This window comes from Amycolatopsis sp. NPDC114504 (genome assembly GCF_055633595.1).
In genome coordinates, this window is sequence record NZ_JBVKDU010000005.1 from 552608 (window position 1) to 573724 (window position 21117).

General features: G+C 71.2%; 27 protein-coding genes. 21 read left to right on the top strand and 6 right to left on the bottom strand.

Annotated features, from left to right (window positions below):
• Positions 1 to 70: 70 nt before the first annotated feature.
• The 7 genes from ACZ7PG_RS38555 to ACZ7PG_RS38585 all read left to right on the top strand — a co-directional run bounded on the left by ACZ7PG_RS38555 (position 71) and on the right by ACZ7PG_RS38585 (position 5639).
• On the top strand, positions 71 to 646 hold the full coding sequence (locus tag ACZ7PG_RS38555; RefSeq protein ID WP_470244128.1) for a DUF3090 domain-containing protein: 576 nt from the start codon (positions 71 to 73) through the stop codon (positions 644 to 646).
• Between the two features lie 2 nt (positions 647 to 648).
• Positions 649 to 1464 carry an SCO1664 family protein gene (locus tag ACZ7PG_RS38560; RefSeq protein ID WP_470244129.1) on the top strand — a complete coding sequence of 272 codons (816 nt, stop codon included), beginning with the start codon at positions 649 to 651 and terminating at the stop codon, positions 1462 to 1464.
• Entirely contained in the window at positions 1449 to 2333 is an 885-nt protein-coding gene (locus ACZ7PG_RS38565; RefSeq protein WP_470244130.1) for a phosphotransferase, read from the top strand. Before ACZ7PG_RS38560 ends, ACZ7PG_RS38565 begins: the two co-directional genes overlap by 16 nt.
• Positions 2334 to 2384: 51 nt before the next feature.
• Positions 2385 to 3197 carry a DUF3097 domain-containing protein gene (locus tag ACZ7PG_RS38570; RefSeq protein WP_470244131.1) on the top strand — a complete coding sequence of 271 codons (813 nt, stop codon included), beginning with the start codon at positions 2385 to 2387 and terminating at the stop codon, positions 3195 to 3197.
• A gap of 84 nt (positions 3198 to 3281) precedes the next feature.
• Entirely contained in the window at positions 3282 to 3716 is a 435-nt protein-coding gene (locus ACZ7PG_RS38575) for an NfeD family protein (protein WP_470244132.1), read from the top strand.
• Positions 3713 to 4201 carry an SPFH domain-containing protein gene (locus ACZ7PG_RS38580; protein ID WP_470244133.1) on the top strand — a complete coding sequence of 163 codons (489 nt, stop codon included), beginning with the start codon at positions 3713 to 3715 and terminating at the stop codon, positions 4199 to 4201. Before ACZ7PG_RS38575 ends, ACZ7PG_RS38580 begins: the two co-directional genes overlap by 4 nt.
• 91 nt (positions 4202 to 4292) lie before the next feature.
• Complete coding sequence (locus ACZ7PG_RS38585) at positions 4293 to 5639, top strand: SPFH domain-containing protein (protein WP_470244717.1); 1347 nt, start codon at positions 4293 to 4295, stop codon at positions 5637 to 5639.
• Positions 5640 to 5841: 202 nt separating this feature from the next.
• On the opposite strand, the gene ACZ7PG_RS38590 is transcribed toward ACZ7PG_RS38585, so the two are convergent.
• Both ACZ7PG_RS38590 and ACZ7PG_RS38595 read right to left on the bottom strand, forming a co-directional pair.
• Positions 5842 to 6612, bottom strand: a complete 771-nt coding sequence (locus tag ACZ7PG_RS38590) for a hypothetical protein (protein ID WP_470244134.1) — start codon at positions 6610 to 6612, stop codon at positions 5842 to 5844.
• A 430-nt stretch (positions 6613 to 7042) separates the two neighbouring features.
• Positions 7043 to 8389 carry an MFS transporter gene (locus ACZ7PG_RS38595; protein WP_470244135.1) on the bottom strand — a complete coding sequence of 449 codons (1347 nt, stop codon included), beginning with the start codon at positions 8387 to 8389 and terminating at the stop codon, positions 7043 to 7045.
• 152 nt (positions 8390 to 8541) lie between these two features.
• On the opposite strand from ACZ7PG_RS38595, the gene ACZ7PG_RS38600 reads away from it, so the two are divergent.
• The 6 genes from ACZ7PG_RS38600 (at position 8542) to ACZ7PG_RS38625 (ending at position 12564) form a co-directional block, all read left to right on the top strand.
• Positions 8542 to 9153 carry a TetR/AcrR family transcriptional regulator gene (locus tag ACZ7PG_RS38600; RefSeq protein ID WP_470244136.1) on the top strand — a complete coding sequence of 204 codons (612 nt, stop codon included), beginning with the start codon at positions 8542 to 8544 and terminating at the stop codon, positions 9151 to 9153.
• Positions 9154 to 9225: 72 nt separating this feature from the next.
• A complete protein-coding gene (locus ACZ7PG_RS38605; protein ID WP_470244137.1) occupies positions 9226 to 10749 on the top strand; it encodes an FAD-dependent monooxygenase in 1524 nt (507 codons plus the stop codon).
• A 26-nt stretch (positions 10750 to 10775) separates the two neighbouring features.
• Positions 10776 to 11162, top strand: coding sequence for a VOC family protein (locus tag ACZ7PG_RS38610; protein WP_470244138.1), 387 nt, complete (start codon positions 10776 to 10778; stop codon positions 11160 to 11162).
• On the top strand, positions 11162 to 11482 hold the full coding sequence (locus tag ACZ7PG_RS38615; protein WP_470244139.1) for a metalloregulator ArsR/SmtB family transcription factor: 321 nt from the start codon (positions 11162 to 11164) through the stop codon (positions 11480 to 11482). Before ACZ7PG_RS38610 ends, ACZ7PG_RS38615 begins: the two co-directional genes overlap by 1 nt.
• Positions 11479 to 11940 carry an SRPBCC family protein gene (locus ACZ7PG_RS38620; RefSeq protein ID WP_470244140.1) on the top strand — a complete coding sequence of 154 codons (462 nt, stop codon included), beginning with the start codon at positions 11479 to 11481 and terminating at the stop codon, positions 11938 to 11940. The genes ACZ7PG_RS38615 and ACZ7PG_RS38620 overlap by 4 nt, the downstream gene beginning before the upstream one ends.
• Positions 11941 to 11964: 24 nt before the next feature.
• Positions 11965 to 12564: a TetR/AcrR family transcriptional regulator gene (locus tag ACZ7PG_RS38625; protein WP_470244141.1), complete on the top strand. Its 600-nt coding sequence runs from the start codon at positions 11965 to 11967 to the stop codon at positions 12562 to 12564.
• Here ACZ7PG_RS38625 and ACZ7PG_RS38630 read toward each other — a convergent pair.
• Positions 12544 to 13320, bottom strand: coding sequence for an SGNH/GDSL hydrolase family protein (locus ACZ7PG_RS38630; RefSeq protein ID WP_470244142.1), 777 nt, complete (start codon positions 13318 to 13320; stop codon positions 12544 to 12546). The two genes, ACZ7PG_RS38625 and ACZ7PG_RS38630, sit on opposite strands and share 21 nt — an antisense overlap.
• A 90-nt stretch (positions 13321 to 13410) precedes the next feature.
• Here ACZ7PG_RS38630 and ACZ7PG_RS38635 point away from each other — a divergent pair, with 90 nt between their 5' ends.
• Positions 13411 to 14064, top strand: a complete 654-nt coding sequence (locus ACZ7PG_RS38635) for a class I SAM-dependent methyltransferase (RefSeq protein ID WP_470244143.1) — start codon at positions 13411 to 13413, stop codon at positions 14062 to 14064.
• On the opposite strand, the gene ACZ7PG_RS38640 is transcribed toward ACZ7PG_RS38635, so the two are convergent.
• Positions 14054 to 14563, bottom strand: coding sequence for a CGNR zinc finger domain-containing protein (locus ACZ7PG_RS38640; protein ID WP_470244144.1), 510 nt, complete (start codon positions 14561 to 14563; stop codon positions 14054 to 14056). The two genes, ACZ7PG_RS38635 and ACZ7PG_RS38640, sit on opposite strands and share 11 nt — an antisense overlap.
• Positions 14564 to 14588: 25 nt before the next feature.
• Between ACZ7PG_RS38640 and ACZ7PG_RS38645 the strand changes: the two genes are divergently transcribed.
• Positions 14589 to 14759, top strand: coding sequence for a hypothetical protein (locus ACZ7PG_RS38645; RefSeq protein ID WP_470244145.1), 171 nt, complete (start codon positions 14589 to 14591; stop codon positions 14757 to 14759).
• A 285-nt stretch (positions 14760 to 15044) separates the two neighbouring features.
• Here ACZ7PG_RS38645 and ACZ7PG_RS38650 read toward each other — a convergent pair whose 3' ends face one another.
• Positions 15045 to 16091 carry a site-specific integrase gene (locus ACZ7PG_RS38650; RefSeq protein ID WP_470244146.1) on the bottom strand — a complete coding sequence of 349 codons (1047 nt, stop codon included), beginning with the start codon at positions 16089 to 16091 and terminating at the stop codon, positions 15045 to 15047.
• Between the two features lie 95 nt (positions 16092 to 16186).
• On the opposite strand from ACZ7PG_RS38650, the gene ACZ7PG_RS38655 reads away from it, so the two are divergent.
• The 6 genes from ACZ7PG_RS38655 to ACZ7PG_RS38680 all read left to right on the top strand — a co-directional run bounded on the left by ACZ7PG_RS38655 (position 16187) and on the right by ACZ7PG_RS38680 (position 20167).
• On the top strand, positions 16187 to 16531 hold the full coding sequence (locus tag ACZ7PG_RS38655; RefSeq protein WP_470244147.1) for a YciI family protein: 345 nt from the start codon (positions 16187 to 16189) through the stop codon (positions 16529 to 16531).
• On the top strand, positions 16528 to 17724 hold the full coding sequence (locus ACZ7PG_RS38660) for an RNA polymerase sigma factor (RefSeq protein ID WP_470244148.1): 1197 nt from the start codon (positions 16528 to 16530) through the stop codon (positions 17722 to 17724). The genes ACZ7PG_RS38655 and ACZ7PG_RS38660 overlap by 4 nt, the downstream gene beginning before the upstream one ends.
• 180 nt (positions 17725 to 17904) lie before the next feature.
• A complete protein-coding gene (locus ACZ7PG_RS38665) occupies positions 17905 to 18960 on the top strand; it encodes a hypothetical protein (protein ID WP_470244149.1) in 1056 nt (351 codons plus the stop codon).
• 39 nt (positions 18961 to 18999) lie between these two features.
• Positions 19000 to 19344 (top strand): ArsR/SmtB family transcription factor, encoded by a 345-nt coding sequence (locus ACZ7PG_RS38670; protein ID WP_470244150.1) that lies wholly within the window; start codon positions 19000 to 19002, stop codon positions 19342 to 19344.
• Entirely contained in the window at positions 19341 to 19772 is a 432-nt protein-coding gene (locus ACZ7PG_RS38675) for an SRPBCC family protein (RefSeq protein ID WP_470244151.1), read from the top strand. Before ACZ7PG_RS38670 ends, ACZ7PG_RS38675 begins: the two co-directional genes overlap by 4 nt.
• Complete coding sequence (locus ACZ7PG_RS38680) at positions 19769 to 20167, top strand: YybH family protein (protein WP_470244152.1); 399 nt, start codon at positions 19769 to 19771, stop codon at positions 20165 to 20167. Before ACZ7PG_RS38675 ends, ACZ7PG_RS38680 begins: the two co-directional genes overlap by 4 nt.
• Here the strand turns inward: ACZ7PG_RS38680 and ACZ7PG_RS38685 are convergent.
• Positions 20139 to 21065, bottom strand: coding sequence for an AraC family transcriptional regulator (locus ACZ7PG_RS38685; RefSeq protein WP_470244153.1), 927 nt, complete (start codon positions 21063 to 21065; stop codon positions 20139 to 20141). The two genes, ACZ7PG_RS38680 and ACZ7PG_RS38685, sit on opposite strands and share 29 nt — an antisense overlap.
• Between the last annotated feature and the right edge of the window lie 52 nt (positions 21066 to 21117).

The window sequence follows — 21117 nt, forward strand, 5'->3', positions numbered from 1 at the left end:
AGGCTAGCGGCCCGCGAAGGTGGGGCGGCGGATGCCGATCATGCGCCCGTGGCCTAGGGTCGACACTGCTATGTCTCGCGTAATCCACGTCTTCCGCCAGCCGGATCGGTTCGTCACCGGCACCGTCGGCGAGCCCGGCGATCGCACGTTCTACCTCCAGGCCTCCGAGGACGTGCGCACCATCAGCGTCGCCATCGAGAAGCAGCAGGTCGTCGTCCTCGCGGAGCGGCTCAGCTCGCTGCTCGAGGAGGTCGCCAGCCGCTTCGGTGCCGACGTGCCCGACGACGTCCCCGACGACCAGCTCGACGTCGACCCCCTCACCGTCCCGGTCGAGGAGGAGTTCCGCGTCGGCACCATGGGTCTCGGCTGGGACGCCGACAGCAGCGCCGTCGTCATCGAGCTGCTCGCCATCACCGAGGGCGAGGTCGACGAGACGGTCGTGCTCGACGACACCGAGGAGGGCCCGGACGCGGTCCGCGTCTTCCTCACCCCGGCGGCCGCCCGCGCCTTCGCCGAGCGAGCCGACCGCGTCGTCAACGCCGGCCGCAAGCCGTGTCCCCTGTGTGGGGAGCCGCTCGACCCGAACGGGCACATCTGCCCGCGGCAGAACGGCTACCGGCGCGAGACCGACGCGGACGAAGACTGACCATGGCCGACACGCCGGCGGGACAGCCGGATCCGTCGGACCCGGCGTCCCGCGAGCTGGTCACCCACGGCCGCATCGACGTCGAAGGCCGCTTGGTCGACGCCTCCAACGTGACGTTGTTCTGCGCCATCGAGCTCGACGGCGTCACCGGGCGCGTCGTGTACAAGCCGGTGTCGGGGGAGCGGCCGCTGTGGGACTTCCCCGACGGCACCCTCGCCGGCCGCGAAGTCGCCACCGCCATCATCAGCGAAGCCGCCGGCATCGGCGCGATCCCGCCGACGGTGCTGCGCGACGGGCCGTTCGGCCCCGGCATGGTCCAGCTGTGGATCGAGACCACCGAGGACGACCTCGTCGAGGTCCGCGCCCCCGACGACCTCCCCGCAGACTGGCGCGTCGTGCTGCACGCCCACGACCGGCTCGGCGAGCCCGCGGTGCTGGCCCACGCCGACCACCCGGGGCTGCGCGACCTCGCCGTGCTCGACATCGTCGTCAACAACACCGACCGCAAGGGAGGGCACCTGCTGCCCGGCTTCGACGGCCGCGTCTACGGCGTCGACCACGGCATCTGCCTGCACACCGACCCCAAGCTGCGGACCGTGCTCTGGGGCTGGATCGGCGAGCCGGTGCCGCCGGACACCGTCGAGAAGCTGCGCAAGCTGCGGTCGGAGATCGACGGCGGCCTCGGCAAGACGCTGGCCGAGCACATCACCAAGTTCGAGATCCGGGCCCTGGCCGAACGCACCGACCTGCTGCTGGCCGAAGGCATCTTCCCCGAACCGGGCGACGACTGGCGCGCCATCCCGTGGCCGTTGTTCTGATCGACGACGCGGCCCGCGCCCGGCTCGTCGACCGCTTCGGAGCGGAACTGGCCGAGCCGTGGTGCGACGCGCTCCCGGACCTGGTCGCCCGGCTCACCGCGAAGTGGCACCTCGAAGTCCGTGAGGCCCGGCCCGGCAACACCGGCCGCACCCTGCTGTGCACCGGCCCCCGCGGTGACCTGCGCGTTCTCAAGCTCACCCCCGACGCCACCGTCGCCGAGTCCGAAGCCGCAGCCCTCGACGCGTGGGCCGATCGTCCCCGCGTGGTGAACGTGCTCGACACCGACCTCGGCGCGAACGCGATCCTGCTGGAGGGCCTGGTCCCGGGCACCCAGCTGGACGGTGACGTCCCGTGGGCGGAGGTCGGCGAAATGCTCGACCAGCTGCATTCCGTCGAGCCGGTCGGACAGTTCGGACGGCTGGCCGACGGCATCGAATTCATCTTCACGCTCTCGGAGCGCCGTCGCCGCGAGTCCCCGGCCGCCGAGCACATGAGCGCCGAAGTGCTGGCGAAGGGCCGCGAGCGCGCGATGGAGCTGGCCACCAGCGGGCCGGTCACGCTTATCCACGGCGACCTCCACCCGGCGAACGTCCTCGACGCCGGACCCGGCCGCGGCATCGTCGCCATCGACCCGCGCGCGGGATTCGGCGACCCGTCGCTCGACGCCGTCGACTGGATGTTCGTCCCCATGGCGCGCGGCGGCACGATCGACGACGGCCTCGCCGCCCTCGCCCCGCACGTGGCCGACTTCGACGCCGAGCGCGTCCGGGCCTGGTGCGTCGCGATGGCCCCGCTGGTCGCGCTGTCGCCGTTGCGCCGCGGCGAGCGGACGCCGTTCACCGACGCCGTCCTGGAGTTGGCGCGCTGACCGGCGTGGCATGACCCGTCCGGGTACCGGGGACCACTAGCGTGCCGGGTCGTGCGCTCCCATTCCTATGACGACGTGCTCGCCGGCCCGCGCCGCAAGAAGGTGCCGGAGGTCCCCGCCGAGCCCGGTCTCGTGGTCGAGGACCCGGCCAGCGGCTACTGCGGCGCCGTGGTGAAGATCGAGTACGGCAACGTCGTGCTCGAAGACGCCAAGGGCCGTCACCGCGTGTTCCCGCTCGAACCCGCCGGCTTCCTGCTCGAAGGCAAACCGGTCACGCTGGTGCCGGTCAAGACGGTGAAGGCGCCGGTCAAGCAGGTGTCGGCGTCCGGGTCCGTGCGCGTCCAGGGCCTGCAGGCGCGGGTGGCCCGCGACTCGCGCATCTGGGTCGAGGGCAAGCACGACGCCGAGCTCGTCGAACGCGTCTGGGGTCACGACCTGCGCGTCGAAGGCGTCGTCGTGGAGCCCCTCGACGGCGTCGACGTGCTCTCCGACCGCGTCGCCGAGTTCGGCACCGGCCCCGGCCGGCGCCTCGGCGTACTCGTCGACCACCTCGTGCCCGGCAGCAAGGAGTCCCGGCTCGTCGAGGCCGTCCACGACGAGAACGTGCTGGTCACCGGGCACCCCTACATCGACGTCTGGGAAGCCGTGCGGCCCGCCGCGGTCGGGATCAGGGCGTGGCCGAAGATCCCGCGCGGCACCGAGTGGAAGCAGGGGATCTGCGACGCGCTCGGCTGGGGGCAACCTTACGAAGGCTGGCAACGTGTCCTGAACGGGGTGAGCAGTTTCCGCGACCTCGAGACCCCGCTCATCGGGGCCGTGGAACGGCTCATCGACTTCGTCACCGAGCCGGCGGAAGAGGGCTGAATGTCTGATTTGTCCAAGGTCACGCGTAGGTCACGTCCCGTTACTACGCCGGTGCGAACCGGCGCGATCTGAGAGCATGAAGCCATGGCATGGGCAGTGGTCTGGTTGATCGTCGGCATCGCCCTGATGATCGCGGAAGTCCTCTCCGGCGACTTCGTGCTGATCATGCTGGGCGTCGGCGCGCTGTTCGGCGCCGGAGCTGACGTGCTCACCGGGAACATCTTCATCGACGTCGCCGTGTTCGCCGTCGCCTCGGTCGGAATGCTCGTGCTGGTCCGGCCCGCGCTGAAGCGGCGCTTCCTCGCCGGCACCGGCCACCGCACCGGCATCGAGGCCCTCATCGGCGCCCGCGCCGTCGTCCTGTCCACAGTGGACTACGAGGCCGGGCAGGTGAAACTGGCCGGCGACGTCTGGTCCGCCCGCAGCCTCTCGGAGCACCACGAGCCGATCCAGCCCGGCACGTCCGTCACGGTCGTCGAGATCTCGGGCGCCACCGCCGTAGTGTCGGCCGAGCCGTGAGCCTGGGGCTCGTCATCGTTCCCGAGGGCCGGGCCGCGGTGATCGAACGCGGCGGCCGCTTCCGCGCCGTGCTCGGCCCCGGCCGGCACTTCGTGGTGCCGTTCGCCGACACCGTCCGGGCGCGCGTCGACCTCTGCGAGCAGATCCTGTCCGCGCCGCCCCGGGCGATCGAAGCCGGCGACGGCCGGGAAGTCCACATCGGATTCGAGGTCATTTTTGCCGTCACCGACCCGAAGCTGGCGACGTACGAAATCATGAACCCGGCGATCGCGATCGAACAGCTGACCACCACGGCGTTGCGGCAGGAAGCGAGCCTGACCACGGCCGAGCGCGCCGTCACCGCACCGGAGGACCTGCACCGTACAGTGTGGACGGTCCTGCACGACACCACAGGACGCTGGGGAATCGCCACTCGCGAGCTGAAGCTCGAGGTGCGCCCGCCCGCGGCGCCCGGAACACCGTCAACCGCGCAAGAATGGTACTAGGTAAGGGGAAGATCTCTTGACCACCACAGTAGCGATCGTCGTGGTCGTCTTACTGGCTCTCTTCGTGATCATCACGGTAGCCAAGGCGATCATGGTCGTTCCGCAGGCGCAGTCGGCGGTGATCGAGCGGCTGGGCCGGTTCCGCACGGTGGCGTCGCCGGGCCTGACCTTCCTGGTGCCGTTCCTGGACAAGGTGCGCGCCCGGATCGACCTGCGCGAGCAGGTCGTCTCGTTCCCGCCGCAGCCGGTCATCACCGAGGACAACCTGACGGTGTCGATCGACACCGTCGTGTACTTCCAGGTCACCGACTCGCGCGCCGCGGTGTACGAGATCTCGAACTACATCGTCGGTGTCGAGCAGCTGACCACCACCACGCTCCGCAACGTGGTCGGTGGCATGAGCCTCGAGCAAACGCTGACCTCGCGCGACTCGATCAACACGCAGCTGCGCGGCGTGCTCGACGAGGCGACCGGCCGCTGGGGCATCCGCGTCGGCCGCGTCGAGCTCAAGGCGATCGACCCGCCGCCCTCCATCCAGGACTCGATGGAGAAGCAGATGCGCGCCGACCGTGAGAAGCGCGCCATGATCCTCACCGCGGAAGGTCAGCGGGAGTCCGCGATCAAGACCGCGGAAGGCCAGAAGCAGAGCCAGATCCTCTCCGCCGAAGGTGCCCGCCAGGCCACCATCCTCGCCGCCGAGGCCGAGCGGCAGTCCCGCATCCTGCGGGCGCAGGGTGAACGTGCCGCGCGGTACCTGCAGGCGCAGGGCCAGGCGAAGGCGATCGAAAAGGTGTTCGCTGCGATCAAGGCCGGCCGCCCGACGCCGGAGGTGCTGGCCTACCAGTACCTGCAGACCCTCCCGCAGCTGGCGCAGGGCGACGCGAACAAGGTCTGGATGATCCCGAGCGACTACGGCAAGGCCCTCGAAGGCTTCGCCCGCGCCCTCGGCGCCCCCGGCGACGACGGCGTCTTCCGCTATGAGCCACCGAAGGAAGACGACGTCCCGGCCAAGCCCGAGCTCGAGGACGAAGAGGTCTCGAGCTGGTTCGAGACGAAGAGCGACCCGAAGGTTGCGGAGGCTGTCGCGGCCGCGGAAGCCGTGGCCCGCCAGGAGGTCCCGGCCCTCGGAGTGCCGACCGGCGCGCCGCCCGCGCGGCCGGCGATCCCGCGTCCGGTCCAGCAGCAGCCCGAGCTGGAGCAGGCGGACGAGGAGCGCGGCACCGAGGTCACACCCGCGCCCCAGCAGCCGCCGACGCCGCAGAGCGGCCAGCCGCTGCCGCAGCCGCAGTCCCCGGCCGGTCCGCACCAGGGCGCCGGATACCAGGGCCAGCCGCCGCAGTCCCCGCCGCCGGGCCAGTTCGGCGGACCGCAGAACCCGGGCAGCGGGCCGTTCCCGCAGCAGCCCCCGTTCGGCGGACCCCAGGGCCCGCGCCGCTGATCCGCACGTGAAGAGGGCCTCCCACCGGCTTCGGTGGGAGGCCCCCCTTCACATACTGGCTGTAGAGTTAGAAGTGTCATGAGGGTTGTATAACTCCCGTGCCAAGCCGTGCCGGGATCTGTGACAGCAGACCCAGACACGGTGCGGCTTGGCCCCCGCCGCTCCTCTGTCAAGGTGCTGGCGGCGGGGGCTTAGTCCCTCCTCATGTCAACCCACCTTCGGCGTCTTTGTCCGCTACCTTCTCTGCGGGCGGGGCACTCGCGTTGGCCGCGTAGTCCTCCATGCGATCAACCAGATCAAAGAAGAACTTTCGATCATCGCCACGAAGCTCAAGTGGGTTGACATCTACTGTCAATCGGACTGTTCCAGCCTTAATCTTCACCTCCGTGCTGAATGCAGTCACGCCTCCGACCGACCCGGACGCCTGCTCAGAGGCGTGTGCTACGGGGGGCGGTGTAGCCGGTTTGCGAGCGCGAGGCTTCTTCGCGCGCGGTGCGCCTGGAGCACCGGAGCCGCTTCGAGTCACAGGGAAGTTGGCGCTGACCTGCAGTCCAGCTGTTCGTGCGGCATGCAAGAAGAAGGTGATGGCCTTTCGTCTTGTGTCTGCCGATGAGTCCAGGCCAAACGTCTCTCTGAACAAATCCTGGAGTTGCTGATGGGTTCCGTGCTTCTCGGAGAGCTCCACCGCTGCCGTGTAGTACTTACGCAGAAGAGCCGCTAACTCAGCCTTGCGTTGGTCGAGATCGGAGGCAGCCAGAGCGATCAGCTCCGGCTGAACTCGCTGCTGACCATCGACCAGCTTGAAGTTAGCAAGCGCTGACAACAAGCCTGCTTGATCCGTACCAGATTTGTTGCTCATCATCGAGCGATCAATCTGCGGCGGCAACGGTCTGCTCGCGAGGTCTTCGATGAAGTTCCACAGCGTCGCGAACGCCATGAACGGTGGTTTGAACACTGCTTGCTGCTCGTCCATGGTTCGCCTCCTACCGGCAGGCAAGATCTAAGCTGCCACAAGAGGAGAGTAGCTGCCACAAGCTCCTGCCACAAGTCTGTGGCAGGGAGATTATCCTTGCCTAGGTCTACGGCAGTGCGAAGCATGGGAACTATGGCAATAACAGCAGGAGCGCTGGTGGAAGCGGTGACCGCGACCGGAGCAACGGTTCGAATGCGGGCGACGAGTGGGCCGACGCGTGGCCGAGACTTCCCTGTGGTTTGGGTATGCACTGAAGAAGAGTTCGAGGAACGCGGGGACTCGGCGGGTATCCCATGGCCTCTTGATGCCATACGCGAAATCTCAGGGTGATCTGACCGAGAGGACCGATCGCCGCGAGCGAGCGCCGCTGATCCGCACGTGAAGAGGGCCTCCCACCGGCTTCGGTGGGAGGCCCTCTTTCGTTGTGTCGTCAGGTGCGCTGGTAGACGGTCACGTCGTCGATGTCGGCCTTCGAGCGGTCCTTCAGGAAGATCACGCACAGCACCGTGACCACCGCCGACAGGATGATGTAGCCCGAAATCGAGTACGGCGTCCCGGTCTGGTGCAGCAGCCACGTCGCCAGCAGCGGCGCCGGGCCGCCCGCGAACACCGACGCCAGCTGGTAGCCCAGTCCCGCGCCGCCGTAGCGCAGGTGCGTCGGGAAGCTCTCGCCGATCAGCGCCGCCTGCGGGCCGTACTGCAGCGCGTGCGGGATGAACGACACCACGACCGCGACGAACACCAGTGCGTGGTTGCCGTGCGCCAGGATTGTGAAGTACGGGAACGCGATCACGCCGGTGAACACCGCCCCGGTCAGGTACACCTTCTTGCGGCCGATGCGGTCCGACAGCGCCGAGAAGAACGGGATCATCGCCAGCTCGCACGCGGCGCCGACGAGGACCGCGTTGAGCACGAACGTCTTGCTGAACTCGTGCCGCGACACGACGTACACCAGCACGTAGCTGGTGAAGAGGTAGAACGGCATCTGCTCGCTGAACCGCACGCCGGCCGAGAGCAGGATTTCGCGCCAGTGGTGGCGGATCGCGTCGAGCACCGGCGTCCGCGCCGTCTGCTGGTTCTTGACCAGCTTCGCGAACATCGGCGTCTCGAGGATCTTCAGCCGGATCACCAGGCCGACCGCGACCAGGATCAGGCTCGCCAGGAACGGCAGCCGCCAGCCCCACGAGTCGAACGCGTCGGGGGAGAGGGTGGCCGACAGCAGCGTCATCCCGCCCGTGCCCAGCACCAGCCCGACCGGGACGCCGATCTGCGCGAAACTGCCGAGCAGCCCGCGCTTCTTCTGGTCGCCCCACTCCATCGCGAGCAGCACCGAGCCGCTCCACTCACCGCCGATCGCGATGCCCTGGATCAGCCGCAGCAGCACCAGGATCAGCGGCGCGGCGAACCCGATGGCCGCGGTCCCGGGCAGCATCCCGACGATGCCCGACGAGACGCCCATCAGCAGCAGCGTGACGATCAGCGTGGCCTTACGGCCGATCCGGTCGCCCCAGTGCCCGAAGATCGCGGCGCCGACCGGGCGGGCGGCGAACCCGACCGCGTAGGTCGCGAACGACTGCATGGCCCCCGCGTAGGCACTCGACGACGGGAAGAACAGGTGCGGGAAGACCAAGGCCGCCGCGGTGTTGTAGAGGAAGAAGTCGTACCACTCGATGGTCGTGCCGATGGCGCTCGCCATCGCCGCACGCCGTACCTGCACTTTTCCGGACTCACTGTCCGGTTCCACCTTGTGAGTGACTCCGTTGTCGCCCAAGACCATCTCGCAACACCTCCGGTGACTGATGTCACACAACAGTGTGACGCCCGTCGACGATTTAGGCGATCGATGTCCGACATCGCGTCCGGTCGGTGATGAACAAAGTGCAGATTCTGCAACTTTGCAGAATCTGCAAGTTCCGCTATGGTGGACCCATGGACGCCCAGGGGCTGCGTGAGCGCAAGAAGCAGGAGACGCGCATCGCGCTGAGCTGGGCGGCCATCCGGTTGACCGTCGAACGCGGGTACGCCCAGGTCCGGATCGAGGACATCGCCGCCGAGGCCGGGGTGTCCACCCGGACCTTCAGCAACTACTTCGCCACCAAGGGCGAGGCCATCGTGGCCCGCCACCACGAGCGGTCCCGCGCGATCGCCGCGGCTCTCCGGGAACGCCCGGCCGGCGAGCCGATCTGGGCGGCCATCACCGCGGCCGCGCTGGCCGGGTTCGCCCTCGGTGAGACCGAAGGACGCCTCCCCGACCAGTCGTGGCTGGCCGGGATCCGGCTGATGGTCGCGGAACCCGCACTGCAGAGCGAGTTCCACAAAGCCGGGGCGGCGGGCGAAGCCGAGATCGCCCGGGTCGTCGCCGAGCGCACGGGCACCGACGTCGAGGCGGACGTCTACCCGAAGCTCGTCGCGGGTGTCGTCGGCGCCGCGCTCAACGTCGTCACACAGCAGTGGCTCGGAACCGAGCCGCCGTGCCCGATGGAAGACCTGCTCCGGGACGTGTTCGACCGGCTCGCCGCCGGCCTGCCCGAACCGCGCTGAACCACCTCGCTCCACGCCCGGCAGGGTCGCCGGGCTTCTCAGTCATGCCCTTTCACCACAAGGAGTTCCGCCATGGAAGACGTCGTCATCGCGGGTGCCGGGCCCAACGGCCTCATGCTCGCCTGCGAACTCGCCCTCGCCGGCATCCGTCCGCTGGTCCTGGAGCGGCTGCCCGAGCCGACCGAGGAGAACCGCGCGAACGGCCTGGTCGGCCAGGTCGTGCGCCTCCTCGACCGCCGCGGGCTGCACGACCGGCTCGCCGGCCCGATCGGCCCGCCCGCCCCCGGGTTCGTCTTCGGGGCGATGCGCTTGGACCTCAGCCTCGCCGAGCACAACTCGCTCACCATCCTCGGTGTGCCCCAGCGGCGCATCGTGGCGATGCTCGCCGAACGCGCGGCCGAGCTCGGCGTCGAGCTCCGCCGCGGCCACGAGCTCACCGGCCTGACCCAGGACGCCGACGCTGTCACCCTCGACGTCGCCGGCCCTGACGGACCGGGCCGGCTCACCACCCGGTACCTCGTCGGCGCCGAGGGCGGGCGCAGCATCACGCGCAAGCTCGCCGGCATCGGCTTCCCCGGCGTGACCGAAGACCGCACCCTCTCCATCACCGCGAACGCCACCGTCCCCGCGGAGTTCGTCGACGCCGCGTCCGGTGGGCTGACCGTGCCCGGCCACGGCGTCATCCCGCCGTTCTTCCACTACCGCACCGAAACCGGCCTGTTCGTCTACGCGCCGTTCCCCACCGGCGCCCTCGTCACCACGCTGGAGTGGACCGACGCCGAGGAGGACGTCGACGAGCCTCCGATGACCCTCGACGACCAGCGCGCCTCCATCGAGCGGGTGCTCGGCTTCGCCCTGCCCATCGGACCCCCGGAGGGTGACGGACCACACCTGCTGCGACGCCTGCGGGGCCGCAACACCCGGCTGGCCGACCGGTACCGCGAGGGCCGGGTCCTGCTGCTCGGCGACGCGGCGCACGTCCACTCCGGGATCGGCGGCCCGGGCCTGAACCTCGGCCTGCAGGACGCGGTCGCCCTCGGCTGGAAGCTCGCCGCCGAGCTGCACGGCCGGGCGCCGGCCGGGCTGCTCGACACCTACGAGAGCGAACGCCGCCCGGTCGCCGAACGCGTCGTCATGCACACCCAGGCCCAGTCCGCGCTGATCGCGCCGGGCCGCGACGTCACCGCGCTGCGGGAGCTCTTCGGTGAGCTGCTGCGGCTGCCCGGCACCGTGCAGCACATCGCCGACCTGATGTCCGGCGCGGACATCAGGTACGAACCGGGCACCGACCACCCGCTCGACGGCCGGTGGGCCCCGGACCTGGTGCTGGCCGACGGAACGCGGCTCGCCGAGCTGACCCGCACGGCCCGGCCGCTGCTGCTCGACTTCACCGGCTCCCTCGGCGACGAGCTGCGCGGCTGGACCGACCGCGTCGACCTCGTTCCCGGTGAGGCGCAGGCCGCCGCGACCGCGTTGCTCATCCGGCCGGACGGGTACGTCGCCTGGGCGACCAGCTCGGCCGAACCCGACGACACCGAGCGGAAGACGCTGCGGGCGGCGCTCGAACGGTGGTTCGGCAGCCCCGTTGACATGTAGGAGATCTCCTACGTAATGTCGCTGGCATGACGATCACCCACGTGCAGTTCCTGACCCTGCCCGTCGCCGACCACGCCCGCGCACGGGACTTCTACGTCGGCAAGCTCGGCTTCGAAGCGCTCGTCGACCGGCGCACGCCCGAGGGCGGCCGGTTCGTGATGGTCGCCCCGAAGGGCGCGAAGACAGGCGTGGTGCTGACCGACCAGCAGGTCGCCGGGATCGAGCCGGGCCCGCGGCACTTCCAGCTGCAGACCACCGACCTCGACGCCGACGTCGCCGCGCTGCGGGCCGGCGGCGTCGAGGTGGCCGACCCGGAGGAGCGGCCGTGGGGGCTCGCGACGTCCTTCAAGGACCTCGACGGCCACACCCTCGGCCTGCTGCAGCCGTCGGACTTCGGCGCCGCGCCGAACTGATGCCGGTCAACGACGACGTCTTCGCCGCGCTGGCCAGCCCGGCGCGGCGGCAGGTCCTGCGGCTGCTGCTGGACGGCCCGATGGCCGCCGGCGCGATCGCCGACCGGTTCGACATGGCCCGGCCCAGCCTTTCGGAACACCTCCGGGTGCTTCGCGAGGCGGGCCTGGTCAACGAGCAGCGACAGGGCCGCAACCGCGTCTACCGCCTCGACGCGGCCCCGCTGGAAGAGGTCGCCGACTGGCTCACGCCGTACGAGCGGTTCTGGCGGAGCAAGCTCGCCAACCTGCGTGACCTGCTCGACGAGGAGGACGCCCTGTGAGCGACGACGACCCGACGGCGATCCACGTCGACCAGTTCCTCGCCCACCCGGCGCGCAAGGTCTGGCGGGCCCTCACCGAACCGGACCTCCTCGAGCGTTGGATCAACATGCCGAACGACATCGAACCCGTGGTGGGACACCGGTTCCAGCTGCTGGCCGAACCGGTGCCCGCGGCCGGGTTCGCCGGCGGACCGGTGGCGTGCGAGGTCCTCGAAGTCGAGCCCGAGCGCAAGCTCAGCATCCGCTGGGGTCCGCAGTGGACGGTCACCTGGCGGCTCGAGCCGGAGGGCACCGGCACCCGGCTCTTCCTCAGCCATACCGGCTTCGACCCGGACGACGAGTTCCAGCGCGTCTCCCGGCGCATCATGGGCGGCGGCTGGCGCTCCCACGTACCCCGCGCGCTGGCCCGGCTGCTGGACGCGATGGACGACCCGGCCCGTCATCGATCCGATCAGTGACAAACGGCGCAGTACCATCGGGAGGTGACCGCTGATCCCGCCGAGACGAAACCCCTGCGCGCCGACGCCCGGCGCAACCGGGCGCGCGTGCTGGACGCGGCCGAGAGCGTGTTCGCGGCCAAGGGCACCGGGGCACCCACCGAAGAGGTAGCCCGCGCCGCCGGCGTCGGCATCGGCACGGTGTTCCGGCACTTCCCGACGAAGGAAGCACTCCTGGAGGCCGTGCTGATCGCCCGGCTGCAGCGGTTCGTCGCCGAGGCCGAATCCGTCGTCGCGGCCGACTCCGCCGACCCGGGAGGGGCGTTCTTCTCGTTCCTCACCAGCTGGATCGAGATGTCCGGTGCGAAGAACGCCTACTTCGAGGCGCTCACCGCCGCCGGGGTGAGCGTGCCGCACGCCAAATCCGACATCGGCGCCCGGCTGCTCGGCGCGCTCGGGGTGCTGCTGACCCGCGCCCAGGTCGCGGGCGCGGTCCGCGAGGACCTCGTGCCGGGCGAGCTGATCACGATCATCATCGGCGTGGCGAAGGCCGCCGAATACGCCGGCCCGGACGCGCGGCTGCGCGACCGGGCCGTGACGATCCTCTTCGACGGGCTTCGTCCGTCAGCGGGGGAGCGGCGCTGAGCCGACCGGCTCCAGCGTCGGGCGCTTCGCGGCCATGGTGTCCCCGGACGACTCGCCCTTCACGCGCCGCCGCACCCACGGCAGCGCGTGCTCCCGCGCCCACTGCAGGTTCTGGCTGCGGCGCGCGGCCGGGCTCAGCACCTCACGCGGCGCCAGCTCCGGGCTGAGCAGCGGGTGCTCGACGCCGAGGACCCGCAGCACCTCGATGGCGACCTCGGTGTGCCCGAGCGCGTTGAGGTGCAGGCGGTCCGGCGCCCAGAACCGGCGGTCGCACAGCTGCCGCATCGACCACAGGTCCACCAGCAGGGCGTCGTGCCGGGCGGCGATGCCGCGCACGAGCTCGTTGTAGATCGCGACCCGGCCGCGGATCGCGCGGAACAGCGGGTCCTCGACGCCGTCGACCCCGGTGAACAGGATGAGGCGGGCTCCGGTCGCGCGCACCCGGGCGACGGCGGTCTCGTAGTCGACGAGCAGCGCGTCGATGTCGACCTTGGGCCGCATGAGGTCGTTGCCGCCGGCGTAGAGGGAGACGAGGTCGGGGTCCAGGGCGAGGCCCGGCTCGAGCTGCTCGCCCAGCACCTGCGGCAGCAGCTTGCCGCGGATGGCGAGGTTGGCGTAGCGGAAGCCCGGCTCGCGCGCGGCGAGCTGCTCGGCGACGCGGTCGGCCCAGCCGCGGACGCCGTTCGGGGCGGCCGGGTCGTCGTCCCCGACGCCTTCGGTGAACGAGTCCCCCATGACCACTAAGCGCTTGCTCATGTCCGCAGTCTAAGCGGCCCCCTGCCGCGCGCCTTCCGCCCGGGGCGGAATCCCTGGCGCACCGCCGCCGGCGGCCGGTACACGGGAAAGATGACGTCCTACGACGCGATCGCCGACTGGTACGAGACGACGTTCCTGCCCGGTCAACGCGACGATCCCCTGGAGATCGGCCCCGTGCTGCGCGACCTCCTCGGCCTCGGCTCCGGGCCGTGCCTCGAACTGGGCTGCGGCACCGGCGCCCACGCCGGCCGGATCCGGGAGCTCGGCCGGACGCCGCTCGGCGTCGACATCTCCGCCGGCATGCTGCGCCACGCGTCCGGACGGCTGCCCGTGCTGCGCGGCGACGGCGAAGCACTGCCGGTCGCCACCGGATCGCTGCCCGCGGTCGCGTCTCTCATGGTGCACACCGACATGCCCGCCTACCCGGCGGTGCTGCGCGAGGTGGCACGCGTGCTGGCCCCCGGCGGGGTGTTCGTCCACATCGGAGTGCACCCGTGCTTCTGCGGCGCGTTCGCCGACCGGTCCGACGAGCGGGCGGTCGTCGTCCGGCCCGGGTACCGGGAGCCCGGCTGGACGACGGCGTCCTGGACCGACCGCGGTGTGCGGGACAAGGTCGGTGCCACCCATCGGCCGCTGCCCGACCTGCTCCACGCCGTCCTCGGCGCGGGGCTGGTGTTCGAGCGGTTCGCCGAAGGCGGCGCACCCACGCCGACTGTCCTGGGCTGGCGCGCCGTCAAGCGGTGAGCTGCCGGGCCCGGTGGTCGGCGACGTGGACGCGGGTCGCGCAGCGCGTCGAGCAGAAGCGGCGGCGGCCGTTGCGGGAGGTGTCGACGTACGCCGTTTCGCAGCCTTCGCGGCCGCAGATGCCGAGGCGGTCCGGGGCCTCGCACACGAGGTGGGCGAGGCCGCCCGCGGTGTAGGCGCGGACGCGGCCGACCGGGCCGGCGTCTTCGACCGAGTAATGCAGGTGGGGCGGCTTCCCGTCGTGGGTGGCGATGTAAGGCCGGCACGCCGCCTCGGCGAGCAGGTCGTTGACCAGGTCCGGCCGCGCCGCGGGGTCGGCGGCGAACACCGGGCGCAGAACGCGGGCCCACGCGGCGATCCGGGCGGCTTCGTCGTCGGTCAGCGACGGGATGGACATGCCATTGCGGACCATGCCGTCCAGCAGCTCACTCGCTGACCCCGCGTTCACGAGGTCGGCGGCCACCAGTGCGGCCGGACCGCCGTAAGGGTTGAAGTGCACAAAGCCATTACACCACGATCGGGGTATGGACGGAAACCGTTGCCCCCGCTGCGGCTGGCCGCTCGCCGAACTGCCGGCGACCGCGTCCCGGCCCGCCACCCACCGGCTCGACTACGTGCGCTGCGTCTGCGGCAGCTGGCTCGCCCGCTTCGACGGCGAGGTCGTCGGCGCCACCGGGGCGCGGCTGACCGGGTGAGCTTCGGCGGGCTGGTGCGGTCGGCGGCGCTACCCGGGTATGGCTGACCGGGTGAGCTTCAGCGGGCTGGCGCGTCGCCGGCGACACCTGGGCCTGGCTGACCGGGTGAGCTTCAGCAGACTCGCGCGTCGCCGGCGCTAGCCGGGCCTGGCTGACCAGGTGAACTTCGGCGGCCTGGCGCGATTGCCGGCGCCACCCGGGCGTGGCTGACCGGGTGAGCTTCGGCGGACTCTGGTGGCCCGGCGCGTCGTCGGCGGCCTTCCCCTGGCCGCTCTGAGCGCGTGTTCAGAGGTCGAGCACGCCCGCCGCGTTGTCGTTCCACTGGTCGACCCGGCGGATGTACTCGTACAGCGCGCGGCTGCCGCGCACCCAGCGCCCCTGGTCGGCGATCGCCAGGTCGTCGGCCCCGGCGCGGCGGGCTTCGGTGGCGAACCCGGACCGCAGCGAATGCCCGGTCACCGGGTACGGCAGGCCCGCGCGGACGCCGGCCCGGGTGAGGATCTGGTTGACGCCGGTCGTGCTCAACGCGGGTGCGCCGACGTTGCCGTGCCGGTCGACCCGGCGGAACGCCGGCCCCTCGGTGATCCCGGCGCCGGAGCGCCACGCGTGCCACGCCCGCACCGGGTCGGTGTCGGGGCTCTCGCGCCGCGGGACGACCATGTCGCCGGTGCTTTTGCCGTGCCGCACGGTCACCGCCAGGCCCCGGTCGTCGACCGGCTCGACGTCGGTGACCAGCAGGTTCGCCAGGTCGGAACACCGGGCGGCGATGGGAAAGCCGATCAGCAGCATCGCGCGGTCGCGGGCGCCGGACAGGGTGTCCGGGCAGGCCCGGGACATCGCCCGCAGGTCCGTGAGCGTGACCATGGTGGCCTTGCCGCGACCCCGCTGGATCCCCTCGCGGGCCAGCCGCTGCCGGTAGCCCTTCAACGCGCGCCACGCGGCACGGCTCGCTTCGGGGTCGACGACGACCTTGTGGTGCCGCAGCCCGGCGAGCGCGCCGGTGAGCCGTCGTTCGATCGTCGACGGCGCCGCCGGGGCGGCCCGCTCCGGCACTTCCGGCACGACGCGTTCGTCCGGACGCAGCGTGCGGCCGCGTTCGAGCCAGACGACGAACCCCGTCAGGGCGCCGATCGACGCCGCCAGCGGCGGGATCCCAGCCTCGGCGGTGTAGTCCTGCCACACCTGCCAGTCCTGGGCGTAGGCCTTGAGCGTGTTCGGCGGCCGTTGCCCGTCGACGTGCCGGGCGGCGGCTTCGTCGAGCAGGGCGAGCCGGTCCTGCGGGCTCGCGGCGGTGAGGGCGGCGGCGTCGGTCACCGGTTCGAGCTCGGGCACGCGCCGAAGATTACGGGATCATTCTTCCGGAACGCTGTCGATCCGGCGGGGCGCCGTTCGTGTCAGCGGGGAAAGCACCGACCGAGGGAGACCGCGTGAAGCAGTACCTGCTCAGCATCTACCAGCCCGACGGCCCGACCCCGCCACCGGAAGTCCTCGACGGGATCACGAAGAAGCTCGACACCCTCAACACCGACCTCAAGGCCGCCGGGGCCTGGGTGTTCGCCGGCGGGCTGCACCCGCCCTCCAGCGCCACGGTGCTGCGGGCCGCCGACGGCGACACGCTCGTCACCGACGGCCCGTTCGCCGAAGGCAAGGAACACCTCGGCGGGTTCACGATCATCACCGCGCCCGACCTCGACGCGGCGCTCGTCTGGGGTGGCAGGCTCGCCGACGCCGTCGCACCGCTGCCGGTCGAGGTGCGGCCGTTCGCGGGATGAGCGTCGAGGAGGTCTTCACCGCGGAGTACGGCCGCGCGGTGTCGGTGCTGGTGCGGGTCTTCGGGAGCATCGACGTCGCCGAGGAGGCCGTGCAGGACGCGTTCGCCGAGGCGGTCCGGCGGTGGCCGGCCGACGGGACGCCCCCGAGCCCGGCCGGCTGGATCATCACGACCGCCCGCAACCGCGCCATCGACCGCCTGCGCCGGGAGGCCGCCGGGGCGGACAAGCACGCCCAGGCCGCACTTCTGCACGCCGAGACAGAGCCCGTCGAGGAGGGCGCCGTGCCCGACGAACGGCTCCGGCTGATCTTCACCTGCTGCCATCCCGCGCTGGCCCGCCCCACGCAGGTCGCCCTGACGCTGCGGCTGCTCGGCGGCCTGACCACCGCGGAGATCGCCGGCGCGTTCCTGGTGGCCGAGCCGACGATGGCCCAACGGATCGTCCGGGCGAAGAACAAGATCCGCGACGCGGGCATCCCGTACCGCGTCCCGCAGGACGCCGACCTGCCGGCGCGGCTGGCCGCGGTGCTCGGCGTGCTGTACCTGATCTTCAACGAGGGCTACACGGCGAGCGCGGGGGAGGACCTGGTCCGCGACGACCTGTGCCACGAGGCGATCCGGCTCGCCCGCGTCCTGACCGGGCTGATGCCCGACGAGCCGGAGGCGTGGGGCCTGCTGGCACTGATGCTGCTGATCCACGCGCGCCGCGCGGCCCGCACCGGTGCCGACGGCGCCGTGGTGCTGCTGGCCGACCAGGATTTTTCGCGCTGGGACGCGGCCTTGGTCGCCGAGGGCCAGGAGATAGTCCGTCGCTGCCTGCGCCGCAACCAGCCGGGCCCGTACCAGATCCAGGCGGCGATCCAGGCCGTCCACAGCGACGCGCCCACGGACTGGTCCCAGGTCAAGGCGTTGTACGACCAGCTGTTGGCCGTGACGCCGACACCGGTGGTGGCGCTGAACCGTGCGGTGGCGGTCGCCGAGGTCGACGGTCCCGAAGTGGCGTTGGCGCTGGTCGAGGAACTCGAGCTGCCGCGGTTCCCGCTGTACCACGCGATCCGTGCGGAGCTCCTGGACCGGGTCGGCCGGAGCGGGGAAGCGGCGACGGCCTACACGACGGCGATCGAGCTGACGGGTAACGCGGCCGAGAGGGCCCTGCTGGAGCGGAAGCGAGCCTCGGCGTCAACTCCAGGTTGACATCAAGGGGGGTCCTAGTTTTCGAGGCCCTCGAATCTGCCGCTCGCTGCCCCTCGATCTCTCGCCCTGTTCTGAGTTCGGATATGTAACCTTATCCGAACTCAAGTGTGCAACTAGCTATCTTTAGATTTTGAATAGCTGTATCTAGTTCTAATTAGAAGCTTTGATAGACTCCTGATCATGACGGAAGATGCAGGTCAGCCTCGGATTTGCGAGTACCGGCGCTGTGGGGCGCCGCTGCCGCCGGCGGTGGGGCGGGGGAGCCGGGCTCGGTTCTGCCAGGACGGGAAGACCTGGGGGCGCCGGAACCTCAACTGTCGCGACGCCGAAGCTGTCCTGTCGGACGCCGAGTCGCTGCGGGAGAGCGACACCGAGCTGGACGACACCGCCGTCACCGCGCTCGCCGGGCAGGTCGATCGCGTGCTCGAGCCCGCGCGAGGGCTGGTCGAGACGCTGACGACCCTGCGCCATCAGCTGGAAGCCACCACCGCCGCCGCGCTCGCCGAACGGGACGCCGCCCTGGCCGAGGCCGACGACTACCGCCGGCAGCGTGGGCTCGCCGAAGCTGAAGCCGCCCAAGCTCGCGAAACGGCCGAAGAGGCCGTCAGGAAAGCGGGCACCGCCGAGAAGGAGGCAGCAACCGCTCTCCGGGAGCGGGACGCTGCCCGCGGCGCCCAGCGGGAGGCGCTCCACGAGCGGCAGCGCGTCGAAGGGCAGCTGTCCGCGGTCCGGGACGAGCTCGCACGGGTCGCCGAACGGGCCGAGGCGAGCGCGACCCTGGCCGGCGAGCGGGCATCGACGATCGCCACCCTGACCGCGGACGTCGCGGCCACCCGCACCGCGCTCGACGACGAACGCGGCCGCGCCCAGGCCGCCGCGGCGCGTGCCGAAACGGCGGAAGCCCGCGCCGAGACGGCCGCCGGTCGGCTCGACGCGGCACGCGAGGAGCTGACCCGGGCAGCTACTGCCCACCACGCCACGCAGGAAGCCGCCCTGGAACGGGCCCGGATGGATGCCGAGCGCCTGCGCGCCGGGTACGACCAGCGGCTGGCCGAACTGCAGGCGGCACACGAACAGACCGTGCGGTCCATGCACGAGACCACCACGAGCCTCGGGGCCGAGCTGCGCACCTGCACCGGTCGCGCCGACAACGCCGAGCGCGCGCTGGCCAAGGTCTTCGCCGTGCTCCGGGAAACGCCAGGGCTCCCTGATGCCGTCACCGCAATGCTTAAGTAATTACTTGACTATTGGCGAACGCGGGCATAACTTAAGTACATGCTTGACCATGAGCTGGACCTGGTGTTCCGCGCCCTGGGCGACCGGACGCGGCGGGGGCTGGTGGAGCGGCTCGTGCGCGGGCCGGCGTCGGTCAGTGAGCTCGCCGAGCCGCTGACCATGTCGCTCGCCGCCGTCGTGCAGCACCTGCAGGTGCTCGAATCCGCCGGGATCGTGCGGTCGGAGAAGGTCGGCCGCGTGCGGACCTGCCGGATCGAGCCGGAGATGCTGCGCGCCGGCGAGCACTGGCTGGGCGGGCAGCGCACCACGTGGGAAAGCAGGCTCGACCGGCTCGGCGACGTCCTCGCCGAGCCGCCAGGAATGTCGGAAGGGAGCACGACATGACCGTCAACCACAGCACCTTCACGCTCGAACGCACCTACCCCGTCCCGCCGTCGCGGGTGTTCGCCGCGTGGTCGGACCCGGCCGTCAAGACGCGCTGGTTCGCCCCCGACGGGACCCACGAGCTGGACTTCCGCGTCGGCGGCCGCGAGACCGTCGAGGCCGTGGGCCCGGACGGGACGCCGCTGGCGGTCCTCTCGACCTACCACGACATCGTGCCGGAGCGGCGGATCGTCTACTCCACGGCGCTGAGCGGCGGGAAGACGCTCGCCACGGTCTCGATCACCACCGTCGAGCTGGTCGGCGAAGGCGACGGCACCCGCTTGGTCCTGACCGAACAGGGCACCTTCCTCGACGGCGCCGAAGAACCGGCTTGGCGCGAGCAGGGCACCGGTGACTGGCTGGACCGGCTCGGCGAGGAGCTGAAATGACGCCCGAACTGCTCGTCGAATCACGGGTCGCAGCCGTCGCGGCGAAGGACGTCGAGACGCTGGTGGCCCAATACGCCGAGGACGTCACGCTGTTCGACGCGCTCGGCCCGCTGCGCGACACCGGCCGGGACGCCGAGCGGAACCGGCTGCGGGAGTGGTTCGGCGCGTACCGCTCCACGATCGACCTGAAGATCCGCGACCTCGAAGTCGTCGCCGACGGCGATGTCGCGTTCGCGCACTACCTGTTCCAGGTGCGGGGAACGATGACCGACGACACCGTCGTGGACATGTGGGTGCGCTCGACCGTCGGGTTCCGCCGTGGCGAGGACGGCTGGAAGATCGTCCACGAGCACAGTTCCGTGCCGCTCAAGCCGTCCGGTACCGCTGGGGACTGACGCCGAACTCGCGTTTGAAGGCCGCGCTGAGGGCGAACGCGCTGCCGTAGCCGACCTGGTGGGCGACCGCGCCGATCGTGGCGTCCGGCTGCTGGCGCAGCAGGTCCGCGGCGAGCGCGAGCCGCCAGCCGGCGAGGTAGGCCATCGGCGTCTCGCCGACCGCCGTGGCGAACCGCCGGGCCAGCGCCGCCCGGGAGACTCCGGTGTTGGACGCGAGCTTGGCGACCGTCCACGGCTCGGCCGGCTGGTGCTGCAGCAGCCGCAGCGCCTGCCCGACGACCGGGTCGTCGTGGGCGCGGTACCAGGCGGGCGCGGTGGTGTCGGGCCGGTCGAACCACGCCCGCAGCGCGGCGATCAGCAGCAGGTCGAGCAGCCGGTCGAGGACGGCCTCCTGCCCGGGCACGTCCCGGCCGATCTCGTCGGCGAGCAGCCCGACCAGCGGCGTCGGCCAGTCGGCCGCCCGCAGGACGATCAGCGTCGGCAGCGCGGCCAGGAGCTTCTTGCTGATCTCGCCTTCCATGCCGTAGGTGCCGGTGAGCAGCACGACCGGGCCGCCCGTGCCCCAGGTGCGGACCCCGAGGTCGGCGTACGCGGTGAGGTGCCCGCCGTCGGGGGTGCGGCACTCCTGGCCGGGCTGGATCAGCGCCTGCGGCGGCGTCGACGGGTGGTCGCCGACCACGTACGGATCCGGGCCGCGGGCGATCGCGACGTCGCCTTCGCCGAGCAGCACGTTCTCGCCGGCGTCCGGGACGATCCACGCTTCACCGCGCACGACCGACACCACGGTCAGCGGCGCTTCGTCTTCGATGCGCAGGGACCACGGCGGGGTCAGCACCGAGCGCAGCAGGAACGCGCCGTGCGCGCGGGGGCCGTCGAGGAGCGCGGCGAGCGGGTCCATGTCGCCGAGTGTAGACGCTGGAACATGCGATCGAGGCTTTGAACTATGGAGA

What these genes read in the sequence shown, in the direction of transcription:
- ACZ7PG_RS38595 (WP_470244135.1), bottom strand. Translation starts at nt 8,389, where the DNA reads ATGGTCTTGGGCGACAACGGAGTCACTCACAAGGTGGAACCGGACAGT.
- ACZ7PG_RS38560 (WP_470244129.1), top strand. Translation starts at nt 649, where the DNA reads ATGGCCGACACGCCGGCGGGACAGCCGGATCCGTCGGACCCGGCGTCC.
- ACZ7PG_RS38635 (WP_470244143.1), top strand. Translation starts at nt 13,411, where the DNA reads ATGACGTCCTACGACGCGATCGCCGACTGGTACGAGACGACGTTCCTG.
- ACZ7PG_RS38590 (WP_470244134.1), bottom strand. Translation starts at nt 6,612, where the DNA reads ATGGACGAGCAGCAAGCAGTGTTCAAACCACCGTTCATGGCGTTCGCG.
- ACZ7PG_RS38670 (WP_470244150.1), top strand. Translation starts at nt 19,000, where the DNA reads ATGCTTGACCATGAGCTGGACCTGGTGTTCCGCGCCCTGGGCGACCGG.
- ACZ7PG_RS38665 (WP_470244149.1), top strand. Translation starts at nt 17,905, where the DNA reads ATGACGGAAGATGCAGGTCAGCCTCGGATTTGCGAGTACCGGCGCTGT.
- ACZ7PG_RS38555 (WP_470244128.1), top strand. Translation starts at nt 71, where the DNA reads ATGTCTCGCGTAATCCACGTCTTCCGCCAGCCGGATCGGTTCGTCACC.
- ACZ7PG_RS38575 (WP_470244132.1), top strand. Translation starts at nt 3,282, where the DNA reads ATGGCATGGGCAGTGGTCTGGTTGATCGTCGGCATCGCCCTGATGATC.
- ACZ7PG_RS38610 (WP_470244138.1), top strand. Translation starts at nt 10,776, where the DNA reads ATGACGATCACCCACGTGCAGTTCCTGACCCTGCCCGTCGCCGACCAC.
- ACZ7PG_RS38680 (WP_470244152.1), top strand. Translation starts at nt 19,769, where the DNA reads ATGACGCCCGAACTGCTCGTCGAATCACGGGTCGCAGCCGTCGCGGCG.
- ACZ7PG_RS38630 (WP_470244142.1), bottom strand. Translation starts at nt 13,320, where the DNA reads ATGAGCAAGCGCTTAGTGGTCATGGGGGACTCGTTCACCGAAGGCGTC.
- ACZ7PG_RS38675 (WP_470244151.1), top strand. Translation starts at nt 19,341, where the DNA reads ATGACCGTCAACCACAGCACCTTCACGCTCGAACGCACCTACCCCGTC.
- ACZ7PG_RS38615 (WP_470244139.1), top strand. Translation starts at nt 11,162, where the DNA reads ATGCCGGTCAACGACGACGTCTTCGCCGCGCTGGCCAGCCCGGCGCGG.
- ACZ7PG_RS38585 (WP_470244717.1), top strand. Translation starts at nt 4,293, where the DNA reads ATGGTCGTTCCGCAGGCGCAGTCGGCGGTGATCGAGCGGCTGGGCCGG.
- ACZ7PG_RS38645 (WP_470244145.1), top strand. Translation starts at nt 14,589, where the DNA reads ATGGACGGAAACCGTTGCCCCCGCTGCGGCTGGCCGCTCGCCGAACTG.
- ACZ7PG_RS38605 (WP_470244137.1), top strand. Translation starts at nt 9,226, where the DNA reads ATGGAAGACGTCGTCATCGCGGGTGCCGGGCCCAACGGCCTCATGCTC.
- ACZ7PG_RS38600 (WP_470244136.1), top strand. Translation starts at nt 8,542, where the DNA reads ATGGACGCCCAGGGGCTGCGTGAGCGCAAGAAGCAGGAGACGCGCATC.
- ACZ7PG_RS38660 (WP_470244148.1), top strand. Translation starts at nt 16,528, where the DNA reads ATGAGCGTCGAGGAGGTCTTCACCGCGGAGTACGGCCGCGCGGTGTCG.
- ACZ7PG_RS38685 (WP_470244153.1), bottom strand. Translation starts at nt 21,065, where the DNA reads ATGGACCCGCTCGCCGCGCTCCTCGACGGCCCCCGCGCGCACGGCGCG.